This is a genomic window from Moorena sp. SIO3B2 (assembly GCF_010692525.1).
Taxonomy (GTDB): domain Bacteria; phylum Cyanobacteriota; class Cyanobacteriia; order Cyanobacteriales; family Coleofasciculaceae; genus Moorena; species Moorena producens.
The window spans coordinates 24,580-47,320 of the sequence record NZ_JAAHHE010000026.1 but is presented as its reverse complement, the minus strand read 5'-3'; the positions used below and the strand labels follow the sequence as shown (position 1 = coordinate 47,320).

The 22,741-nt window shown below is 44.5% G+C and carries 18 protein-coding genes and 1 pseudogene; 6 read left to right on the top strand and 13 right to left on the bottom strand.

Annotation, left to right across the window (positions count from 1 at the left end; genetic code table 11):
• The 5 genes and pseudogenes from F6K38_RS09255 to F6K38_RS09235 form a co-directional block, all read left to right on the top strand.
• Positions 1–482: DUF5357 family protein (locus F6K38_RS09255; RefSeq protein WP_287356496.1), on the top strand; the 482-nt coding region annotated here is incomplete at its 5' end.
• A gap of 266 nt (positions 483–748) precedes the next feature.
• Positions 749–2,257, top strand: coding sequence for a DNA phosphorothioation system restriction enzyme (locus F6K38_RS09250; protein ID WP_008187704.1), 1,509 nt, complete (start codon positions 749–751; stop codon positions 2,255–2,257).
• A 173-nt stretch (positions 2,258–2,430) separates the two neighbouring features.
• Positions 2,431–3,549 (top strand): hypothetical protein, encoded by a 1,119-nt coding sequence (locus tag F6K38_RS09245; protein WP_008187706.1) that lies wholly within the window; start codon positions 2,431–2,433, stop codon positions 3,547–3,549.
• A gap of 49 nt (positions 3,550–3,598) precedes the next feature.
• Positions 3,599–4,228 (top strand): class I SAM-dependent methyltransferase, encoded by a 630-nt coding sequence (locus tag F6K38_RS09240; RefSeq protein ID WP_008187707.1) that lies wholly within the window; start codon positions 3,599–3,601, stop codon positions 4,226–4,228.
• A 279-nt stretch (positions 4,229–4,507) separates the two neighbouring features.
• Positions 4,508–4,904 (top strand): annotated as a pseudogene (locus tag F6K38_RS09235) (IS701 family transposase); the annotation flags it as partial.
• Positions 4,905–5,103: 199 nt separating this feature from the next.
• Here F6K38_RS09235 and rd read toward each other — a convergent pair.
• The 8 genes from rd to pipX all read right to left on the bottom strand — a co-directional run bounded on the left by rd (position 5,104) and on the right by pipX (position 13,475).
• A complete protein-coding gene (gene rd / locus F6K38_RS09230) occupies positions 5,104–5,265 on the bottom strand; it encodes a rubredoxin (RefSeq protein ID WP_008187710.1) in 162 nt (53 codons plus the stop codon).
• Positions 5,266–5,360: 95 nt separating this feature from the next.
• The gene (locus tag F6K38_RS09225; protein WP_287248574.1) at positions 5,361–6,305 is read right to left on the bottom strand and encodes a sulfotransferase domain-containing protein; all 945 of its coding nucleotides are present in this window, start codon (positions 6,303–6,305) and stop codon (positions 5,361–5,363) included.
• Between the two features lie 15 nt (positions 6,306–6,320).
• The gene (gene murJ, locus F6K38_RS09220) at positions 6,321–7,667 is read right to left on the bottom strand and encodes a murein biosynthesis integral membrane protein MurJ (RefSeq protein WP_008187712.1); all 1,347 of its coding nucleotides are present in this window, start codon (positions 7,665–7,667) and stop codon (positions 6,321–6,323) included.
• Positions 7,668–7,789: 122 nt separating this feature from the next.
• Positions 7,790–9,244, bottom strand: coding sequence for a GumC family protein (locus F6K38_RS09215; RefSeq protein WP_287248580.1), 1,455 nt, complete (start codon positions 9,242–9,244; stop codon positions 7,790–7,792).
• A 113-nt stretch (positions 9,245–9,357) separates the two neighbouring features.
• Complete coding sequence (locus F6K38_RS09210; RefSeq protein WP_008187714.1) at positions 9,358–10,737, bottom strand: RNA-guided endonuclease InsQ/TnpB family protein; 1,380 nt, start codon at positions 10,735–10,737, stop codon at positions 9,358–9,360.
• A gap of 551 nt (positions 10,738–11,288) precedes the next feature.
• On the bottom strand, positions 11,289–12,113 hold the full coding sequence (proC, locus tag F6K38_RS09205; protein WP_071986918.1) for a pyrroline-5-carboxylate reductase: 825 nt from the start codon (positions 12,111–12,113) through the stop codon (positions 11,289–11,291).
• 67 nt (positions 12,114–12,180) lie between these two features.
• Positions 12,181–12,768: a cell division protein SepF gene (locus tag F6K38_RS09200; protein ID WP_287248583.1), complete on the bottom strand. Its 588-nt coding sequence runs from the start codon at positions 12,766–12,768 to the stop codon at positions 12,181–12,183.
• 437 nt (positions 12,769–13,205) lie between these two features.
• Entirely contained in the window at positions 13,206–13,475 is a 270-nt protein-coding gene (pipX, locus tag F6K38_RS09195) for a transcriptional coactivator PipX (RefSeq protein WP_008186718.1), read from the bottom strand.
• Between the two features lie 1,384 nt (positions 13,476–14,859).
• Here pipX and F6K38_RS09190 point away from each other — a divergent pair.
• The gene (locus F6K38_RS09190) at positions 14,860–15,975 is read left to right on the top strand and encodes a geranylgeranyl reductase family protein (protein WP_287248585.1); all 1,116 of its coding nucleotides are present in this window, start codon (positions 14,860–14,862) and stop codon (positions 15,973–15,975) included.
• A 107-nt stretch (positions 15,976–16,082) separates the two neighbouring features.
• Here the strand turns inward: F6K38_RS09190 and F6K38_RS09185 are convergent, their stop codons facing one another.
• The 5 genes from F6K38_RS09185 to F6K38_RS09165 form a co-directional block, all read right to left on the bottom strand.
• Positions 16,083–16,847, bottom strand: a complete 765-nt coding sequence (locus F6K38_RS09185) for a hypothetical protein (RefSeq protein ID WP_287356494.1) — start codon at positions 16,845–16,847, stop codon at positions 16,083–16,085.
• A gap of 396 nt (positions 16,848–17,243) precedes the next feature.
• A complete protein-coding gene (locus F6K38_RS09180; protein WP_287356493.1) occupies positions 17,244–17,846 on the bottom strand; it encodes a peroxiredoxin in 603 nt (200 codons plus the stop codon).
• 445 nt (positions 17,847–18,291) lie between these two features.
• The gene (gene holB / locus F6K38_RS09175) at positions 18,292–19,251 is read right to left on the bottom strand and encodes a DNA polymerase III subunit delta' (RefSeq protein WP_008186706.1); all 960 of its coding nucleotides are present in this window, start codon (positions 19,249–19,251) and stop codon (positions 18,292–18,294) included.
• On the bottom strand, positions 19,221–19,904 hold the full coding sequence (gene tmk, locus F6K38_RS09170) for a dTMP kinase (protein ID WP_287247664.1): 684 nt from the start codon (positions 19,902–19,904) through the stop codon (positions 19,221–19,223). Before tmk ends, holB begins: the two co-directional genes overlap by 31 nt.
• A 107-nt stretch (positions 19,905–20,011) precedes the next feature.
• Positions 20,012–21,295 carry an AAA-like domain-containing protein gene (locus F6K38_RS09165; RefSeq protein WP_287264855.1) on the bottom strand — a complete coding sequence of 428 codons (1,284 nt, stop codon included), beginning with the start codon at positions 21,293–21,295 and terminating at the stop codon, positions 20,012–20,014.
• Positions 21,296–22,741 lie beyond the last annotated feature (1,446 nt).

Below are 22,741 nucleotides of genomic sequence, written 5' to 3'. Positions count from 1 at the left end.
GTGATGATTTTATCCATAGTTCCTTTGTCTGGAAATTGCCCTCTGCCCAAGTCACTATGCTATCTAGAGGTGTATCGATATTAGAGGGGATGGAAGTTCAATTGAAAGAAGAGTTGAATGCAAAATCTTGGTCAGAGGTTGAGAAATCCCTGCTTAAGGTAAATCACCAAAAGTTACTGAAGGAGATTGAATATCAAGCCAAGCAAAGCTCACCGGTTGCTGAAGATCCTCTATGGAAAGTAACCTATAAATTTTCATCGAGGGAGTCTGGGTATGACTATAACTTAGACTTGCAGGCCAATTGGAACGGTCCCCGTTCAAGCCCTGACACCAAACCTGAGTATTATTCCTTCACCAAGTCTTGTCGAATTAAGCAGGTGGATGGGCGATCAGGGTTAGGTTCTCAAGCAATTGGTAATGTGGAATGCCAACCCTCTAGGACAGGGGAAATTGAGGTGTTTGCTGACCAAGGAAAACGGTAAAAAGTAAAATTAAAAAGACTTGCTTACATCAAAATAGAAAATAGCAACTAGGAAATAGCAACTAGGAAATCTAGGATTTATAAATAGGACACGAACAATATTGCTGATTTTTAAGAACACAAAAAAATCCTCCAAGCTCTTTCCTACTGCTCCCTACTCCCTGCTCCCTGCTCCCTTGTTACTTTAATCCTATGTTCACAACTCAAATAAAAATGCTATAGCAAATACTAAATACCAATTATCAAATAACAAAAGACCAATGACCAATGAGGAACAACAAATTCCCATTCGTGGTATCAGAGGACTGGGAAAGTGTAGCAGCACGAGGATACTATCAGCCCTCCCCTAACATCACAGTAGCTGAATCGGGGGGAGCTTACCAATTACCGCTCTCCTTTGAGACTCACTCACCCAAGGGATGCCCTAGGATACCACCGGATATTCAGCTGCGGCAGTATCAGCGGCAAGCGGTGGCAAATTGGTTTGCCCATCGGGGACGAGGAACCCTGAAAATGGCAACGGGTAGTGGTAAAACTATTACTGCTTTAGCGATCGCAACGGAACTGTATCAAAAAATTGGTTTACAGCTGTTGCTGGTAGTTTGCCCTTACCGCCACTTGGTCACCCAGTGGGCAAGAGAATGCGAACACTTTAATCTAGAACCGATATTAGCCTTCGAGAGTGTCTACAGCTGGCAGAGTCAACTATCTGCCCAGCTATACAACCTCCAGGTTGGGAAACAATCGTTTATTACCATAATCACTACCAATTCTACCCTGATCAAGGAGGGTTTCCAGTCTCAGCTGAAGTATTTTCCTGAAAAAACCCTGATAGTGGGAGATGAAGCCCATAATTTCGGGACTACCCGCATCGAAAAGAGTTTACCCCGTAACATTGGACTGCGCCTTGGTCTGTCAGCTACACCGGAACGGTATTTTGATGAAGCTGGAACAGAAGCATTGTTTGACTATTTTGGTTCGGTATTACAACCAGAACTGACCTTAGCCGATGCTATTCGCCAAGGAGCGCTAGTGCGTTACCTCTACTATCCGGTGTTCGTGGAATTAACAGAGGCGGAAAATATTGCCTATGCTAAGTTAACTCAACGGATTGGTTGGGCATTAGGGGAAGCAGACGATATAGAAAATGACACTACTTTAACATCGTTATTGATGCAACGAGCTCGGTTAGTTGGGGCGGCGGCAAACAAGTTAAGGGCGTTGCAGCGGTTAATGGCTAAGCGACTGAACACCTACCATACCTTGTTTTATTGTGGGGATGGTTCGGTAGATGGGCAAGTGAGTAATGAAAGCAACCGTCAGTTAGCAGCAGTAACCCAGTTACTAGGTTCTCAACTGGGGTATCGGGTCAACACGTACACTGCCCAGACACCGTTGGCAGAACGGGAGGAATTACGTCGTCAATTTGAGCGGGGGGAGTTGCAGGGGTTAGTAGCAATTCGATGTTTGGATGAAGGGGTGGATATTCCATCCATTGAAACTGCGGTAATTCTGGCAAGTAGTAGCAATCCCCGCCAATTTATTCAGCGGCGGGGGCGAGTGTTGCGACCGCACCCAGGTAAGGAACGGGCAACGTTATTTGACATGATTGTTTTGCCCCCAGATTTGGGACGGGAAACTTGGGAAGTGGAACGGAGTTTGTTGAAAAAGGAATTGAAGCGATTTTTGGAGTTTGCTGAGTTGGCGGATAATGCTGGGCAGGCCAGGGTAAAATTGCTGGAAATTCAGCAGCGCTATGGAGTGCCAGATTGCTAATTGCCAAGAATGCGATTGGGGGGTTGTGAGAGTGGCTTTATGATTGTCGCTAATTTTTCCCCCATGCCCCCTGCTCCCTGTCCCCCTGCTATTTGAGAAAAGGTACATATGCGAACCGGATTTGGTATAATCTCTAAGTTTCGCCTATATACGCCCATAGATGATGATTTAAGATGAACATTCCCTCGATTTGTAGCTATAACGAATGGGACCCTCTCGAAGAAATAATTGTGGGAACTATTGACGGGGTTACAGCCCCTGTTTTAACCCATGACATAAAAACCTTCATACGAAAGGACTATTGGAGCTTCTATCGAGAGCATGGGGGGAAACCCTACCCCACAGAATTGGTGAAGAAAGCCGCCAAAGCTCTAGATAACCTTCAAGAAGTGCTTGAAGGAGAAGGTGTCATTGTACGACGACCAGAAGCTGTTGATTATGCCCATCATATTTTTAAAACACCTTATTTTACATCAGCGGGATTCTTTAATGCTGATGTGAGGGATGTCTTGCTTGTTGTGGGCGAGGAAATCATCGAAGCGCCTATGTCTCAAAGATGCCGCTATTTCGAGTTCTTGCGCTATCGTCCCCTGATTCAGGAATATTTCCAGCAGGGAGCAGGCTGGACAGCGGCTCCCAAGCCCAAAATGTCTGATGCCCTCTACGATTGGGACTATCCTGAAGAAGATATGGCCTTTTTCCGGGGGGAATCTGGTGTACCAGATAGCGTTGGTCCTTTGAATGGGCGCTTCATTACTACCGAGTCAGAACCTTGCTTCGATGCAGCTGATTTCACTCGCTTCGGCAGAGACATCTTGGCACAGAGGAGCCACGTCACCAACGACTTGGGAATTCAGTGGATGCAGAGGCATCTTGGCTCGGAGTACCGAGTCCACACAGTCAAGTTCCGTGATCCAGCTCCCATACATATGGATGCAACTTGGGTTCCCATCGGCGAAGGGCGTGTCTTGTCTTGCCCTGACCGTCCGTGCATCTCACCGGATATCCTAGAGATGTTTAAGCAGGGAGGATGGGAAATTCTTTATCCTCCCAGGGGCGTAGCAAACGCCGAATTTCATATGTCCAGCCGCTGGCTTTCTATGAATATTCTGATGATTGATCAGGAGCGAGTGGTTGTGGAGAAGAGTGAGGAACCAACGATTAAGTTTTTTAAAGAGATAGGCTTAAAGCCAATTTTAGTGGACTTTAAAGACCATTATGTTTTTGGAGGTGGGTTACATTGTGCAACTTGTGATGTACGCAGGCGTGGTATGTTGAAATCCTACTTTTAAATTTGGGTAGTTTCAATATGCAGCGAGCATAGCTAGTTAAGGAACAAAATTGGATACCAAGCAACAAAATTGGATACAAAAAAAAGCCATTTATACTCCCGATCAATTGAGCGTTAATGGTGTCGAAGTAATGCAGGACTGGGAAATTCCGTATATGAAGAAGTTGGCTTCAATCGCAACTTCAAATGGCGGACAAGTACTAGAATTAGGCTTTGGACTTGGATTATCAGCAGGTTTTATTCAAGACTCCCCCGACATTGAGAAACATACGATCCTTGAAGCCCACCCAGATGTACGCGAATTCGCGCAACAAAAATTCCCTGAAGCCTTGAGGATAGGTAGGATGGAAATTGTCCCAGGTTTTTGGCAAGAGGTTAGTTCACGTTTTGATGATGAGAGTTTTGATGGGATTCTGTTTGATACTGTCCCACTAACTCCAGAGGATGCAGGAAGTTTCCACCAACACGATTTTTTTAAGGAAGCGGGTCGGTTACTCAAAAAAAATGGAACATTTACTTATTTTTCACGGGTTGCCACTGAAATACCAGAAGCACATCAAAAACTATTGCAAGAAGCTGGCTTTTCCAAGATCGATTTTGAGGTTGTTGATGTAAATCCACCCCTACCTTCTCAGTATTGGGACTACAAAACAATCGGAGCTCCCATCATTAAGAAATGACCCTACCATCTTCTCTATTCTTGAGGTCTCAAATATTGCATTAACACTTAGGGACTCTTGGAGACTGGTTCCATACTATGGGTAAATCGATCAAATGTCTTTTAGTCAAGGATTTCGACAATAGATCTCTAAAATCTAATCAGGAGAAGTTTACAATCATTGGGGACAGCAACTATCGGGACTTAAACGATAAAAAGAGCAAAATTATGGTATAATCTATGATGGATCAACCTTTCACGTCGAAAGGGCGATTTACTCGCCCTAGGAGGCGCGCACCGTGATTATTTGATCACCAATGTTGAGGCAAAAAAAAGTAACAAAACAGTGGATAGTAATGACCTATTCCCAAAGAAATTGGGTGGAAGTATTTTCTTGGGAAGCCAAGGGTTGGCTAGGGTTGAAAGAATACCAAGTCAGGGATAAAAGAAGTCTAATTCACCATTTTATTCTAGTATTTTGTGCCTATATTTTTATTCTTTGGCATAAGTTAACCGGGGGATTACTTTGGCGATGGGCGTTCCAAACCTTGGCCACGCTACGCGAATGAATACTTTTACAGAAGCCTTGGAGGCTTTCCGTACAGCTATGTCTTTTCGTTTCTTTAATTGGCTAACTAACTCACAATCAGGAGGTGTTTGCTGCTTATAAAGCCAGTTTAGGCTTCATTTGGGCTTGATTTTTGTTTAAGTCCCACTAAAAGACCAGTTTTTCTGGCCTCTCACGATTTTTGATCAAAAAAAGCGATGCAGCGCGGTCTTGGGGAGGCAGCGCGGTCTTGGGGGTCTCCCCCATGACCGCGCTGCCGTGGTTTCCCCCACTCGCTATTGCATCAAGACACGGTGGCAGTGCCACCGATTACGACAATAAGGATGTTACTATTCTTCCGGTTCAAAATCTTCCTTACCGACCCCACAGACCGGGCATACCCAGTCATCTGGAATGTCTTCAAAGGGTGTGCCCGGTGCAATGCCACTATCTGGATCCCCTACCTCTGGGTCATATACATAGCCGCAAGCGGTACAGACATATTTCTTCATGGATATTCTCCTAAATTAGTGTTCTTCTCTCATGATTCTGATCATATCGTGTCCCGTTGTTTCGTTAGTGTTCTTTGTTATTGTTTTTTTATAAATTAATTCCATGACTCCCATGGCACTGAGCGACCAAGTAGTTCTTCCAATGCTGTAACTTCCTGTTTATAATACATAGTAAGAGCATTTTTGATAGCTGGTGAAATCGACACCTTTTCCTGAGGCTGCACATTAAGGCGTAAATAGATCGGATCCAAGGCTCGTCGAATTTTCCTCAAAACTTTGTGAATGGGTTTGTTTTGGGTATATTGACGCATACACTTTAAAAACTGCTCATAATTCCGGTGAAACCACCAATTTTTTACTGCCTTGCTGGGATTATATACTTTAAAGAGATAATCCCCATAGAAGCTGGAATCAATTCCTGCAAATCGACAAATTTTTTCAAGCACATATTTGGGATTACGGGATAATTCTTCATAAAAAGCCACATAAATTCTATCGGATCCGAATAACTCAAAGTAAGGTTTTAAGTAGACATAATAACGCCCTTGCTCAAGGGAACGCATATAGGTATAGGTATTTTCGTGCTCAAAATTATCTTTAATTAATTGCTGGTCAACATAGTTATCAAAGCTGATATTTTGAGGAAGATACTCTTTCTGTTTAGCAAATTTATACCAAGAGATTAAGCGAGAAACCGGTTCCCGTAGGATAAATATAAGTTTAACATTTGGTAGAGATTGTTTTATTTTATGGGGTGTACCTGATGAGTAAAGATAGTCTGGTGTTGCCTCCATCCGAATTTTTTCGACATTGGAGCACTGAGCATAACGAAAAATATCATCATATTTTTCTAGACCATCTTCATATCGATAGTTTGAAGCTTCTGGATAATCTTGATCCAAAAAGAAGCGAATTTCTTTGAGGTTAGAGGTACAAACTTGAGGATGATCAGCTAGATAATAAAATAGTGATGTGGTTGCCGCTTTTGTCGTGCCTCCAATAATCAAGTAAGAGTGCTGTTTAAAACTTGAACTATTCATAGATTTTATTACCCCTCATTCACTGTGATGTTTTTGCAGCAGAGAAACACCCTTTCGATGGAGTAGATAGATGATGAGTATCACATAGATAATAGCCATAACAGGCCAACTCATAGCAATACCAATTAATTCCCAAACTTGCCAAAATAACCAACTCAGAGCAACCCCTACAAATGCCATGGTCACCATACTCCAGACAACCAAACCATAAGCTCTCTGAGCATATAAACCAGCTTCAAGCACGGGGATTAGAGAAATAAATGCCAAGGACAGCCCTAACCAAAAGAATACTTGAGACGTCTGCTCAATAGAGGTAGCTTCAAAAGAACCATGTCCGTATAGCAAACGAATGATTTCTCCATGGGATACCACAATAAAAAGTACTGCAGGTAAGCTTACTAATAGAGTTTTGGTCAAGTTTTTGCGCAAAGCCGATCCCAACCGGGATTTATGCCCAGCTAAGTCATGCTCTGTCATGGCAGGCAAGCTGGTGGTAGCAATACTGACACCAATAATCGTTTGAGCAGCGGAGACGATCCGAATTGCAAAGTAGAATGTGGAGACCCCACCAACTGCTACTAAGGAAGGCAGCATCTGACTCTTGACTAGATTAGATGCGAGCTTAATCACAAAACCGATAGTAGGTAAAGAACCTGCTTGCCACAGACGCGCAAGGTCATCTTTGCCAGCCCACGCCAACCATTGATGTTGGTGTCCCGCTTTAAAAGCATCTAGAAATACCAGCACAAAGAATCCACCAAATCCCAAGGTATAAGCGATCGCTATCCACAGAGCAATACTAGACTGTTGCCATGCCAACCCAATGGCAGCCACTACGAAACCTGGTGCGATCGCATTCCGCAGAGCTACCGCACTAAAGCGCCTTTGGCTGTTGAGGATCACACTAAAGACCGCAATCCCAGGAGCAAACAAAACCATTGGCGCACAGATCCGAAATAAAAACGTTGCTTGTGCTCTACCCTCTGGAGAAAATCCTGGGGCTAACCCAGTTATAATCAATGGCGCTATAATTTCCAACAGAACAGTTAGACTAACACCGAGTACTAAAGCTAAGTTGACAATGCCACTGACCAAGCGATGATATTCCCTGTGATTCAGAGCATCTCGACGCTCCATGAACATTGGAACCAAGCTTTGTCTGGTTCCCTCCCGGCTCACGGTATCAATTAGTCGCGGTAAGCTGAGGGCAACAATCAAGGCATCTGTGGTTTGACTAGTCCCCAGTTTCGCCGCCATCAAAATGTCCGCAACCCACGCCAGTAGCATACCGAAGAAGGTCAGAGACATCACTCGCAGCGTGGGAGATTTCCACCCTTTGATTATACGGTTGGATAGGTTCATCAGATTACTTACTGCCAACACCTGATTAAGGTAGCAGACTTGGGGTCTTTCTCTGTTAGTTTTCCGTGCTAGTAGTTTCCAACAATTAGATCCAAATTGTTGCTACGTTTAAATTCACTGGTTTAAGACTCAGGTTGAAGTACCGGAGGGGAATCTTTAGGAGCGTCTGTCTTAGAACTTGGTTTTTCCCAGGCCAGGATAACCAGGCCAGTTGTCATTAACAGGGAAAGCGCCACAGCTCCCAAGATTACCGTTTTTTTGGTATTACCAACAGGTTCTTTCGGTAAGTTCGGCTCTACTAACAATTGCAGGGTTGGATAAGCAGTAGCATGATCCGATTTATTCAGGTTTAATTGAGCCGACTTCGCCGTAAATATAGCTTCAGAGATTTGCACCTCTCGCTCAAGCTCAGTCAGGGTTAACTGCTCCTGAATCAATGTCTGAAGTCTGGACTCTAGCTGAGCAATTTGTTCTGCCAAGGTGTTCACTTGACCGGTTAGTCCCTGCTGTTGAGCTCTCTGGTTGATTAACACTTGTGCCAGATTTGCTCGACCTGTCTGGGCATCTAAGCCTAAATTGAGATTATCCAAACGTTGAACATCCATCCCCTTGCCCAATAGCTGTTGGCTACGAGCAAGTAATGCCTCAAGCGCCGCTTGCTTCTTAGCTTTGAGATTAATCACCTGAGGGCTGTTTGGTGTCCATTGAGAATTTAGTATCGTTAGCTTAGCACTAATATCGCTATAGTTTTGCCAAAGTTTTTTAAACACTTCATCATCCTGAAGCATCAGAGCATCGGCTGCTTGGTCAGTTGACAACCTTAGGTTAGCTTCTAGCTGCCTTAATCCAGAGGTAGCCGCTTGCTGCTGAGCCAATAAATTAGCACGCTGCACTCGCAACCTTTCTACTTCTTCTGAAAGGTTATTGATTTGTTCAGAAATTTTGAGCAGTGACTTCTTTTTGAATTGAGACAGCTTTGTTTGGGCGTTTTTTAAGTTACTATTAGCAGAGTCTAAAGCTAGCAACGTCTTGTTATCCTGACGAGCTGATTCTTCTGCTCTTAAGTAATCAATCCGCTTGACTAAAGCTTGATAAAAAGCCTGAGTATTTCGCTGAGCGTCCGATGGGCTTTTGCCATCCGCTTCAAACTCTATGATAGTGGTACCTCTATCCAAATAAACCCTTGGCTTGGCAAACTCTTCAAAATCTTTGACTGAGGTATTAACAGCAGCAGCAGCTTCAGTTAATACGACGTCACTCATGGCGATATACTGGTAGTTTTGTCGTGGATCTACCTTTAAAAGATATCCGTAAGGAGATTTCTCACCTGGATTGGAGGAAGCTTGACCGACTCCAGGGAGTTGAACAGATCCTTGAGAACCCACACCAGGTATAATTGCTGCTGCCTTACTGGTGTAAGTTGGAGGGATTTGCTCGAGCACAAAAAAAGCTAAACCCAAAATAGCAGCATTGCTCAAAATCCCCAAACTTATGTAGGAAAACCATTTCAACCCATTGGGTCGAGAACGTTGGCGTGCTTCTGGTAGGGCTCGAATCGGAATTGAAGATTCTGTCATCTGTCTGTCATCAAAATAGATGCAGTCCACAAATTTACATTCAGACTAAATTATGAATATTTTGTGATTTTGACATCTCCCCCGGCTGAAGCACAGGGGATTCTACAAGGTTCCTACAAGGCAGGTTGAAACCGTGCCTTGTAGCTTCTCGTCCTATATGATCTTTTCATAGAGTTGAAAAGATCATACCGGTGCGGTAGTGTCAATGCTCCCCTACCCACCTTGGTCAGGTCAAGACCTAACTGTGTGGCTACTTTTCTAGCTATATTTGCAGCACCGTTACAATCGGCATTAATTAGCCAACCATTAGAAGTTTTGTACAGACCACGCCTAACTCGTTTGCCCGACGGTTTCCATCCTTTGGGTTTTTCGCCGTGTCTTGGGAGGCTGTCGGAGTCAAGATAAGACGCTTTGCTGGTGTACGCTTCCTCGGTAATTGTTAGCTTAATTCCATACTCAGGACAAAGCTGTTTCAGTCGTTCAATCAGTCTTTTTGTTGGAATGACCACAAAATTCTGATTACCCCGTTTCCCCATGCTTGAGGAATCTTTCTGTCCTTCGTTCCAACCAATGACGAGGTTTCCAACGCAATCGCTCAGGCACCGATTAATAATAAAACGGGCGGCTTTGTTGATCGCATCCCTGATTTGATTGTTTCTTCTGCGTTGGACACGATCTAAGTTTGAATCCCAGTATAATTCAGGCTTTCCAGCTTTATATTTGGCAACCAACCTGGCATAAGCCTGATTCAGAGACTTGAGCTTTCTGCCATCAATAATCAGGCTTCTCCCATGGGTTGAAACTCCGGTTAACCAGTTGTCCCCGCCGTGATCAAAACTCCATGCTTGGAAATAGTCTAGATTGGGATTATTTTCCACCGGTTGTTTTCCATCATCAATTACCCAATCGATCCATAATTGGCCTAGATACGGGCGAATAGTAACCTGTTTGACCCAATCTGGATCTATGAACCCTGGAGGTTCTAAGGCGATCTCAGTAAGCAGTTCAGGTCTACTTTCCTTGCTGATCGACGGGTAAAACAAACCGTTCTTATAGTTGAGCGCTTGTCTGGGAAAAGTGACGGCAGCTAGCCCGCCTTTCTTGCGGTACCTAAGCAGTTTTGGTCTATCGACTTGGCCTTTGTAGTAAAGGCTGACTAATTGGTTATAGCTAGTGATTGACTCGGCTACAGTTTTAAGAGTTTGTTGTGCTGACTGAGCCGCCATTGCCTTGTAATGAGGGTTGTCTTTCAAGCTGTTGCATAGCTCAGCATACTTGAGGGCGCACTTGTAAGTCTTCCAACCATAGCGCAGTTCATCCCCCCGCCAGTAAGTTGTAAATGCCTCTGGTTGCTGTTTCAACCAACTATAATGCTTCTGTTTGGAGTAATAGACTGCACAATTTATCAAGCTATTCGCTTGCTCACACTGAAATAGCCAGAAAGCATTTTCTTCGTCTGAAAACGTTGCTTTTACTGGAATTGTTTTGTACATCTTACTATCACCTCCCTCTCTTTATTATAACCTATTGGAATAGATACGGCGGGGTAAACCCCGTCCCGGGAGTTTCATCCCGGAGACGAAACCGTAAACCCTTTTGAAAAGGGAGGCTCTCACGTTCCCAGTATTTTTGGTAGTTCAGATCCCATGCTTTTAAACGATGGCGACCAATGGCATAAATCCTTTAGCTGCCATTTATTATAGAACTAGATGACAGAACTAGATGACGCACACAATAGTTTTTTGCCCATTAATTAAAATAACACCCCCATAGGACTACAGATCCAGATGGGGTTAGCCAAGACCAACTAACAACGGCGTAGCCTAATTGAGCTTAAGATTGACAATCTCAATCAGTTTTGATCAATTTTCAACCTACCCTACAAGGGACGCCAAGCCTTAACAACCTACCCTATGGGAACGCTAAGGGCGAACAACCCACAACCTTCAACCTTCAACCTTCAACCTTCAACCTTCAACCTTTAACCTTTAAACTTCAACCTTTAACCCCCAACCTCCAACCTCCAACCTCAAACTTTAAACCTTCAACCCCGCAACTCCCGAGAACGCTGATAAGACCCCAAAACCGCTTCAATCAAAGCCGAGCGAAAACCAGCCTTCTCCAACTTAGCGATCGCAGCAATTGTCGTTCCCCCAGGACTAGTAACCTGATCCTTCAATTGAGCTGGATGTATTTGAGTTTCCTTTAACAGCTGGGCTGTCCCCAATACTGTAGACTGTGCCAACTGCAATGCGATCGCTCTGGGTAATCCAGCTGCCACGCCCCCATCTGCTAGGGCTTCCACCAAAATCGCCACATAAGCTGGGCCTGACCCAGATAAACCGGTCACCGCATCCATCAGGTGTTCCGGAATCTCGACTACTTCACCAACAGCCCTAAAAATTGTCTTTGCTCGCTCCATTTGATCAGGCGAAACCCATTTTCCAGCAGCTAGTGCTGTGATTCCCGCCCCAACTGTTGCAGGAGTATTAGGCATTGCCCGGATCACTGACTGGGATGGAAAAGCGGTTTCCAGTCGTTCCAGAGGCACTCCAGCTAGAATTGAAATCACCATTGGCAACGTTCCTAAGCTGTGACCGTTGTCACCTCTACCCATTGCCAGTTCTGCCGCTACCGCTTCAAATACCTGAGGTTTAATTGCCAGTAACAAAACCTCTGATGCTGCCGCTGCCGCTTGGTTATTGGCAGTGACCCTTATCCCGTATTTTTGCGCCAAACCATCACGGCGCTGCTCCAGCAGCTCACTCACCAAGACCTGATCAGGCTGGTAAAGTTGTTGGGCAAGTAGACGGGATAGGAGGGCTTCTCCCATGACACCGCCACCAATTATGCCAAGTTTTATAGGCAACCCAACACCTCTCTTTTCAAATATTAATGTTATTCTTGAACACTAGACACTTGTCAAGTCCTGACTCTTACTGAGCCATCTGATCTGGCTCAGAACCCCAGGCTGGTGACGGAGCTGTCTGACGGGAAGGAGGGGCCTGGGGAGTAGGTATCTCATGAATCACACCAGACTGAGTACTTACCTGAACACAGCTTGGTGTGAACAAGAAAATACTTTCACCAATACGCTCTTGATGACCATCAATAGCGTAAGTCCCACCAGCCACAAAGTCCACCGCTCGTTGTGCTTGGTCTGGATCCATGATGGTCAGGTTTAAGACCACCGACTTCCGTTCCCGCAGTGCCTGAATCACTTGGGGCATTTCTTCAAAGGAACGAGGTTCAATCACTGCCACTTCTGAAATGCCATTGACTGCTCCAGGCATGCCAATCACATTATTGATGGGAGATGGCCCTACGCCTGCTTCTGATACCGTTGTCCGCTCCCGAGAACGACGTCTGGTTGGACGTTCCTCCTCTGATGGCGGTTGCACCGGTTGCTCTTGTGGGTAGGGAGTTGGGTAGGCATCCCCCTCCATGTCTTCATATTCGTATTCGTATTCCACTGGCTCATTCAGACCGACGAAATCGCGCAGCTTATTAAAAATACCGCTCATAGTCAACTCTCCATCACAACTTTAGTGTAAGCTTCTGCAAAACCGATAATCGACCTTCTCTAGGGCAGCAGTCTTGAGTAGATGCTTAGACTAGAACGTAAACAGTCTAACTTACCCCATAAGCTTACTTAATAATTTTCACCCTTGAGAACACCACAAGGTTATCAATATAGAATATATATCTGCCTTCTGCTCGGGGTGTAGTTGTCGAAACCAACACTTAGCAAAAGGTTATGCCATTATATATAAGAGGGCAATATTGATGATGGATGTGGTTGGGTATATACTACCCCATTACAAGGCTCTAGCCATAACCTAATTTCAGAAAACCCTCACAATCATCGTTTATACCTACTTCTGGCGGTAATATCAGCCCATTCACCTTGTCCGGCTCCAAGGAGTCTCCCAATTAACCCGAACGGGTTTCCTAATGGAACTTATTGGAAGGTTTGCTGATGGATAATCCGAAGCTGCTCATAGTCAGCCGATGAACCACTGCGCCTAAGTAAGCGAAGGCGATTTTCTACCAACAGCCGAGCCTCAGAACGACTGATTGGCTCAAAGGCAATACCATTGGTGGTACTTTTCACCAAAAAGAAAAGTCTGTGGGCATAGATCGTAGTGAACAACTCTTGTTGTTCTTCAACAATGCAAACTCGAAACAGTAGACCAAAATTGGGGTGATTGAGGTAGTTTTCAGAACTCATCAAAATCCATATTAGGCGGGACTTGAGCACCGAACTATCTGGTAATGGTCAAATAAGTCATTTCCATGACTTACTTTCCCTTAGTCAGGTTAGTGATATTGTGCCAGGGGTGTAAGCATTCAGCTATCAGTCTTGAGCCTTGGCCTATGGCCACGCATCGCGTATTGCTCACGCTACTTGAGGTGCCGTCAGCTAATCAACGGTCGGTAGTAAACCAGCATCGGGGGTGCTGGTACGGCTGGTTTAAAATCCCTGCTCGTTTTACTGATCCGACCCCGTGCAGTTAAAGCGCCTGCTAGCACCTCTAGTAGCGATGCAGTGGCCTCACGGGGAGGCAGTGCCGCCAAAGGGGGTTACCACGGGGCTTTCAAGGTGCGGACGCAGGTGACCCACGCAGCCCCTCCCGATGAGCAACTGCCGTGGTTTCCCCCACTCGCGCTTTGCATCAAGACAGCGTAGGCGTAGCGCATTAGCTAATAGCACCTCAAGTAGCGTGGGCGTAGCGCATTAGCTGATAGCTGATAGCTGACGGCTGAATGCTTACCCAGGGGTTTGGTTCGTTAGTTAATCTAGGTAAGACTAGGAGTCAGCAAGACCCTAACAATTCCTAAAGACTTTAACCAAGTTATAGAGATAATAGCTTGATTGGTGGATTATAGTTCGCCAGGGAGAACAATTAGGGGATTGGGTCATATTGTTTCTGACGGCATTAGAATTGCAAGATAATCCTAATCGGATCTTACTTACCAAGTCTACCCAAATCTCCACAATCCAAATCTCCCCTACCTTGGTTGAACTCCTCAATACCGATACCAACCGATTGGAGATCGACTGAGGATTTAGAAGAAGCCCATAGGGGAAGAGGATGGGGAGCAAAAAAAATACACTAATAGTTTTGGCAATAGTTTTGGCTGTGACTTCGTGAAATTTTAATAAAGATTGCTCAGAAGTCCACATGTTTCAAAAATTCTAGGTCGATAATGGTTCTATAAGCTAATGATTTCCCTAGTAATTAGCAGACTAAACTATCCGGATTAACGAGTCTAATGACTGAAAACTGGAGTGAACAAGAGACAAAAACTATCAGTAGAGGTGCATCCAGATAATAAATGATTAGGCGTTTTCAGGATGTTATTGATTAAGGGTAAGCATTTTCCTAATAGCCTAATCTCGACCCTGCAATGTTTGTAGGGTCATTATTATGAATTGATAGTGATTTTACAATGCCCGTTAGTTTGTCTTAATTGCTGGGCATCTTAGTGAGTAAGTCCTGGTAAATTGGTCACTCAATTTGGTCACTCAATTTGGATAGTAGGCTGACACACTGGGCTGTTAGTCTGTGAACTTCAATCGATAAATCTTTGAGGAGTAAAGTAGAAACATCATGTTTGACTGCATAATCGTTGGTGCGGGACCGGCTGGTGGAACTGCTGCTTATCACCTGGCTAAAGGTGGAAAGTCTGTGGTGGTTCTAGAAAAAGAATCCTTACCCCGGTACAAGGCTTGTAGTGGGGCGGTTTCCCCACAAGTGCAACAGTGGTTTGATTTCGACTTTACACCTGCCATATCTCTGAAAGCTGAGAGTGTACGCTACACCTGGAAAATGGATGACCCAGTAGAAGTGAAACTGGACACTCAAGAACCGGTTTGGATGGTGCAACGGGATGTTTTCGATCACTATCTCATCCAACAAGCCCAAAAACAAGGTGCTGAAATTCGAGATAATACAGCAGTTACAGGGGTGGAGTTTAAGGGAGACCACTGGCAGGTCAACACTGTCAATGGGACTGTTGAAGGTCGCTACGTGATTGCAGCTGACGGTGCTACTGGACCGATGGCAAAATGGTTGGGATTCAAAGAACGTAAATCACGTCTGGCATTAGCCCTAGAGGTGCCCAAATCGGAAACCAATAGTACCGAGATCCATTTTGACTTTGGTCAGGTCAAAAATGGCTTTATCTGGAATATTCCTAAAGCCGAAGGCTACTCCATTGGTCTTGGCTCCTTACGGGGTGGTGACCTGAAAGACATGGAAAAGATAGTCAAAGGTTATGCGGAGAAATCCGGCTTAGACCTGAGTAGCTGTAAACAGCACGAAGGTGCCATCTGCGTCTGGGAACGTGAGGAGAAGCTGCATACACAAAATGCTGTATTAGCTGGGGAAGCTGCTTGTGTGGTGGATCCCATGACTGCTGAGGGAATTCGACCCTCCATGTTCAGTGGCATGAAAGCAGCTGAGGCCATTCAACAAGCTTTGGCAGGTCAAGCCGATGCCTTAGAAAACTATACCCAGGTGATGCAGCAAGAACGGGGAACTGATATGAGTTGGGCTGCTAAGCTCGCTGGTGCGTTCTACAGCTTTCCCGGAATTGGGTACAAAGTCGGCGTTAAAAAACCCGTTGCTACTCAAATCATGCTCAACATTCTGTGTGGGCAATTACGCTACTCCGAAGTAGTAAATCGTGCCATGAAGCGCTTGAACCCATTAAGCGGGGGATAATGGTGATAGGATAATTAATTTTGTCTGGTATCTTATCACATAAATAGTTGGGGTTGTTGAGGGTGGACACTTGACTGTCAACCCTCAACCCTCAACAGATAATACCATTAATGTCGGGTAAAAATGACCACACTTGACCCCACCACAGGACTACGGGCAAGTAACGTTCCCTCTAGGTCAGTAATTTCCAACTTGTTAAAGTCTAATTGTTGAGACTGACTCAGCATCCTTTGAGCTAAGGTATTCTGCTGAGCATCGTTGAGTTGGTACCACTCATCACTGACCTTGACCAAGAGCATACTTCTGAGAAAGTTCGCCTCAATTGCTTGAATCAGGTCATTACCGTACTGAGCAGTAATAGCCGCAATTTGATTTTGAATTCCGACAATCAGGCTTTGTTCAGGAGTTAACTCTGGTGTGGGTATGGGTTCCGATTCCACAAGTTGTGATTCCTGAGGAACTTCCAAATTTTGTGGAGAATTAATGGTATCAGCAGTAACTTGTGCCACCTGTGCTGGTGTCTTTGGTAGAAGCGCTAGTGTTGTCCATAGAATGACTACTACCACGCTTGCGATCGCACCAGTCAACATCCAATCAGACAGTTTTTCATTCCAAGCTGCCGGTAGCAAGGAGCGGACTTTTTTTAAGGTGCCATCCCACAACCGGCCAAGAGTACTAAGAATCGGCAGCAAGCGATTCATTAATCCAGACTTAGGCTGAGAAGACGATAACTTTCCCTTGCCAGTGGTCTGAGGCGATTGACTTGTTGTTTCCAAGCTGTCTTTGGATTTATCTGTCACTGATGGTGTCGGCGGCGTTTGCATTGGTTGATCATTTGCCGCTTCTGGCTGCTGTTTTTGCTCTTCTGACATTGTACTTCCTCCCAGGCAGCGCCATTTTTTGATTCAATCGATTGACACTCCTCCCTACTCACTATATGCGGACCAACATGTGTAGGTACTGACACAGACTTCTTGACCATTTTCCCACAAAGAACGAGCATTCTTGACTGGGGTAGTGCGGGGGGACAGCAACTGTTGTTTTCCTTTACTGCCGTGCTATATCCTCTAGCCTATTAGGAATTTAGATAAGATTTCCTAATCGAGCAATGGTCAACTTGCTTACCAGAAATGCAATGTTCTATCACTACCTATTTATCACTACCCTCATAATTTTAATGGGAAATTGAACAGGTATTATACCCACTCAATTTCCCAGTATCAAAGCTCCGTCTTCAAGGTAGGAGGGCGGAGATATTCGCGATTCAGTTATACCGCAGCAAAGTAAACTTTTGATTTAACAGGGTCAGGGTTCATAGTTTTGTCACCTGGTTGCCAGCCTGCTGGGCAAACTTCATCGGGATGAGCTTGAACGTATTGAATTGCTTTCAAGGTACGCAGGGTTTCGTCAACGCTACGACCAAAGGAGAGGTTATTGACAGTAGCATGCTGGATAATGCCCTCCTTGTCCATGATGAATAAACCACGCAAGGCAATACCGGCTTCCGGGTCAAGAACGTTGTAAGCGGTGCTGATGTCTTTTTTGATATCAGAAACCAGAGGATAAGCTAGATCGCCTACACCTCCATCCTTGCGGTCAGTCTGAATCCAAGCCAGGTGAGAGAATTCACTGTCAACAGAGACGCCAAGGACTTCGGTGCCTAGTTCTTTGAATTCTTCAAAGCGATCGCTAAATGCAGTAATTTCAGTAGGGCAAACAAATGTGAAGTCTAGGGGATAGAAAAACAGAACGACGTATTTACCACGATAGTCAGACAGTTTAATTGTCTTGAACTCTTGCTCGAATACAGCAGTGGCCGTGAAGTCGGGAGCCAGTTGGCCTACCCGGAGACATCCTTCTGTCGTAGTCATGTCGTTATTCTCCTTATAGTGTCTAGGGTGTCAGTTGGCTACAGATTGCTGATCAAGTGGTGGTCACCTCAAACCTTGCTACCCATACTATTTCTCAAAGTGCTGGCTAAAAAGATACATCTTGAGAGGGAGTTCATGGATAAGAAAATGATCTAACCAATATCCCATGTCCATGCCGAGACCATGACATGATCTGTAACCTACCACACAAATGGTATCAAATCTAATTGATTATTTACGAACCTTTACAATTAGATCATAGTCATAACGATTTTGATTAGTAGGCTTTCCTTCAGGTGCGACCCGTGGCGAATTTAATTCTTAATGGTAAGAGCGCATATAAGTATCCAGTATTAGGAAATATTTGATGGAGCTTTATCGTTGATCCTTCCCAATTACTCTTTTACACTTTATTCTTCATGCTTTATAATTTACTCCTAACCCTTCATGCTTCAAGAATACTCAATTCCAACAGGGTTACCTCCCAAACCAATCGCGGCTGAGCATAACTGAGCAGGTATCGCCGAGCTTGCTCTAGCTTTTTAATCATCTCTGGTTGAGTGTGTGATTGCCAGTAGCAGTGTTGTAAATACTTCACTAACCAAAGCTGAGTGTGGGTATCCAGGTTGTTGTCAATTTCCTTTGCCAGTGCTAATGCTTGACGGGATGTGTGGGGTAACTGGGTAAGTTGGGTGAGTAAGTTTGGGGGCATGGCTTTGAGTTGCTCAAAAGCAGCGATCGCTTCCCCCGGACTTCCCTGGGCAATAGCGAGTACTGATGGTTCCTGTAAAATCTGTTGATGACCGGTTTGCCACAGCACTGTTGTCATAGTTTCGGGCCCCAGCCGAGAAAATGGAATCCGCTGACAGCGAGACACTAGGGTCGGCAACAAAGATTCAGTGTTAGGTGCGATCACTATCAACGTAGCGTTTCCCGGTTCTTCGAGAGTCTTCAGCAAACCATTGGCTGCTGGCTCTGCCATAGTTTCTGCTTGCTCTAGTACCACCACCTTACGTGATGCTTCTAGAGGAGAATTACTCAGAAACCGAGCAATTTCCCGAATTTGTTCCAACCGAATTTGGGGGGGTGCCTGACGCTGAATTCCTTTTTGGACAGCTTCTGTAGCAGACACCAGTGTACCATTCTGGAGATAGGTTGGCTCTACCCACAATACATCTGGGTGATTGCCCTGAATCAGTCGTTTTTTAATTGAGACTTGCCCATCAGCTGGGATACCTTGACCAAACAACTGTTCAATAAAAGCCCGTGCTACCAGACTCCGCCCCACCCCAGATGGACCAGCAAACAGGTAGGCAGGGGCAATGCGGTTAGTTGTAATTGCTCCGTTCAATAATGCGATCGCTTGGTCTTGCCCTAGGATAAAATCGAACGCTCCTGGAACCATGTTCTCAACCGTTCACCCAAAATCTTCTGAATGGCATTATGCACCTCCTCCTCACTGTAGCTAGCATCTACCCGAACAATCCGATCGGGATTTTGTTGATACAACTCCTGAAATCCCTGCTGCACTCGTCGGTGAAATGCTAAGTCAGCTTGCTCCATGCGGTCAACGGTTCCCCGCTGTCGCGCCCGTTCCAGACCAATTTCGACATCAATATCTAGCCACAGGGTGAGGTCACTTTCCAGTCCACCGGTAGCAATTTGATTAAGCTCCTCGATCAATTTCAAGTCAATACCTCGGCCATAACCCTGGTAGGCAATTGTGGAATCCGTGTAGCGATCGCATAAAATAATTGCTCCGTTGACCAACTGTGGCTTAATCAACTCTTCAACATGTTCAGCCCGATCAGCAGCATAGAGTAAAAGTTCAGCCCGAGGGTGAATAGGTGAGGAATCTCTATCTAGTAGCAGTTGGCGAACCTTAGCGCCTAATAATGTTCCCCCCGGTTCTCTTGTGACTACAACGGGCATGGTTTGATCCAAAGTACCTAGACAGTCTTGTAAGCCACCAGCTCGAAGCCAATTTGAGCATCGCTGCAGTTGGGTAGTTTTACCACCGCCTTCCACTCCCTCGAAAACAATTAGCTTACCGCTCAAGCCTACCTCCTTTACTACTCATGGCGCTAATGTTTGATAGCCTACAGCTTAAACAATGGCTTGAACAAGCTCAGGCATTCAGCGGTTCCAATTAGCTTGGCGATCAATCACGCCTCCTTAAGCTGTGCTAATAAATACTGACGATATAAATCACAACTTGGCATGACGTGATTTCCGTCAAAGATGATCAAACCTAGATTCTTTAATCTATTGATTAAGATTGAATCTAACTCAACACCTCTATCGGTTTGAATCACCTTGTTGAAGAAAGTGGCTAACTCAGGATTTTGCCTAAGTCTAGTTAATTTTAGCAGCAGATGATCCCTATAAATTCCCTCTCGGGTAGGTGCTTGATCAAGAAGTTGTTCTAGGCTAAGGTTTTGACAAGCCAAGTGATAGAGAGCAAGCTGCACTAATTTCGGATGTCCCCCCACCATAGCCATTAATTTCTCCCTAGCTTGACCTCTAAACCAATCGAGTCCATAAAGCTGGGCTAACTGCTGAATTTGTTGAAGGTTAAACTGGGGTAATTCAATGGGCAATCCTAAATTCGATAAATAGTCAGCTATTTTAACAGGAATATCAACTTCTGTGGAGTAAGCAAGCACAAGCCGCAGCTTTTGCCAAGGTGTGACGTGTTTGGCAGCCTCAGACCAAGATCGCAACAGAATAAAAAAGTCAAGAGCTGTTTGCCTATGCTCAAGGAGCAAATTCACTTCATCCATCGCCAAAACTAGGGGCTGTTCAAGGGACTCTAAGATATGTCCTTGAAAAAAAGAGCTACAGCTTGCTTTGCTGCCGATGTCCTCATGCCAATACTCATCCAATTGCTTGGCAAGCACCAGTTGATTACATAGATTAGCACACAACCAACGTAATAACCGATCTAAATTACTTAAAATCGCTCTTTCTGCTTGGGCAAAATTAATCCATACTGTTCCGTAACCTAGGGATTTTGCCCGGTCTACTATCCGCAGCATCAAAGAGGTTTTACCGGTCTCTTTCGGGGATCTAATCAGGATTAGACTTCCGAGTTGTTCAATGGCTTGGTAAGCCATTTCTTCGACAACGGGACGTTTAATGTAAAACGCTGATGATAGGGGGACTACTCCAATGGGAAAGGTTGGGCATTGGCTCAAGGATTGGTAATATTGCTCGATTAGCTCTTGCTGTAAGGGACTCAGAGGAATGCTAGCTAAAACTGGTTTGAAGTTGCCCTTGGTGATTGGTTTGCCAAAAATCTTGCTGAGCAATAGCCATAACTTAGAAGCGATTCTCCTGAGATATTCACTACCGTAGTGTATCTCCTCCGCCATCTCGGCATAGGTTTTTTCTTCCCAGGCTTGGTACAGAATCCATTCCTGAAGGGAAGTCAATTTAGTGTACCCCATAACTGTGAGTACATCTATGAGCTGATCTACTGTCATCGCCTTACTCTGTGCACCTTTTGCTGATGGTCTTGAGTCAGAGATGACCAAAACCAAGGAAGATCAATTGTTTGAATAATTATAAGGAATATAGAGTGTTGATCATACCGATGAGGTACATTCAATTTTATTACCCCCTTGCGCGCGGGGATTCCTACTCCCTACTGCCTACTCCCTACTCCCTAAAACCCAGGACGAAAGTACCTCACCCAATTGAAAACTGCTATAGAATTTCCCAATGAATTGTAAACAAGTATTACAGTTTTTTCGATTCCCAAAAATCTTTATATACTTGATTAGCTCTTGCCTCTTGCCCGCCCCCCTTACTAAGGGGGGTTAGGGGGGATTCCTCTTGCCTTTCCCTAAGCAATTAGGTTTACAACTCCAATGGAAATTCTCTAGTTAAGTGTCACACAGGCTTTTAGGGATCAGTAAGCTGATCAGATCAGGTAGCTTGATTCCAGTATGGCACGGAATGGATAGTTAGGTTCCATGATAGTAAATTAGTTACATTGAACACTTGACAAATTAAATCAATTAATTATAATTACATAATTAAAATAATTTTTGGGCAAATTTTTCCCTAAAATTTTGGGTTAATTGATAATAGTCTCAATAAAGCGGTAGATTAGTGGGCTAAATGCCTAGCATTTAGCCGCGACGATGTAGCCAAATCCTCTAAGACATTGGCTACAGCTTTTTATTGGGTTTTTATTGACAGTGCAAGGTCACATTTGTAATGATTCCTTTGGGATATAGAATTATGGGTGTATCACAGTCTAGATCCAGTGGCTCTGGGAGTCAGGGATAAAATTCAGGGCGATAGACTGTGAACCGAGAGTCCACAGGTCAGTTTGTAATATTCGGTGTTGTATGTAGACTCTAGTATCTATACTCTGGTAATGCTGGCGATATTGTTGATTAGGAATACTTAAGGTGTTATAAATTAACCTGTTATCAGTGTTTGTGTTGCCGTAGCGGGACCCAGTAGCTTCCAAACTACACTTTGAAGTGCGGAATGTGGGATACCAAACAATCCCTATCTACTAGTTAGCACTACCATCTTGATTGGAATTATGGTTCCGATCCATATTGTGCTGGGTTTTTTTACCAAGACTATCAGAGTCCAAAATTAATAACTGATAGCGCTGCGCGCAGGGAACAGGGAACAGGGAACAGGGAACAGGGAACAGGGAACAGGGAACAGGGAACAGAAATATGTCTTAAGTGTTCAGTTTTTTCGGGAAAATTTGTCTGGAAATAATTTTAAGCTTTTTTAAGTTGAGAGTATTCACAAAGTATTCACTAACTATTGTTAGAACTTTCTAAATCCAGTAACTGATCAATTTTTAATAAATATCCGGATTTAGAGTCTTGAAGGTGTAGTTAATAATTAGTTATTAAACTAAA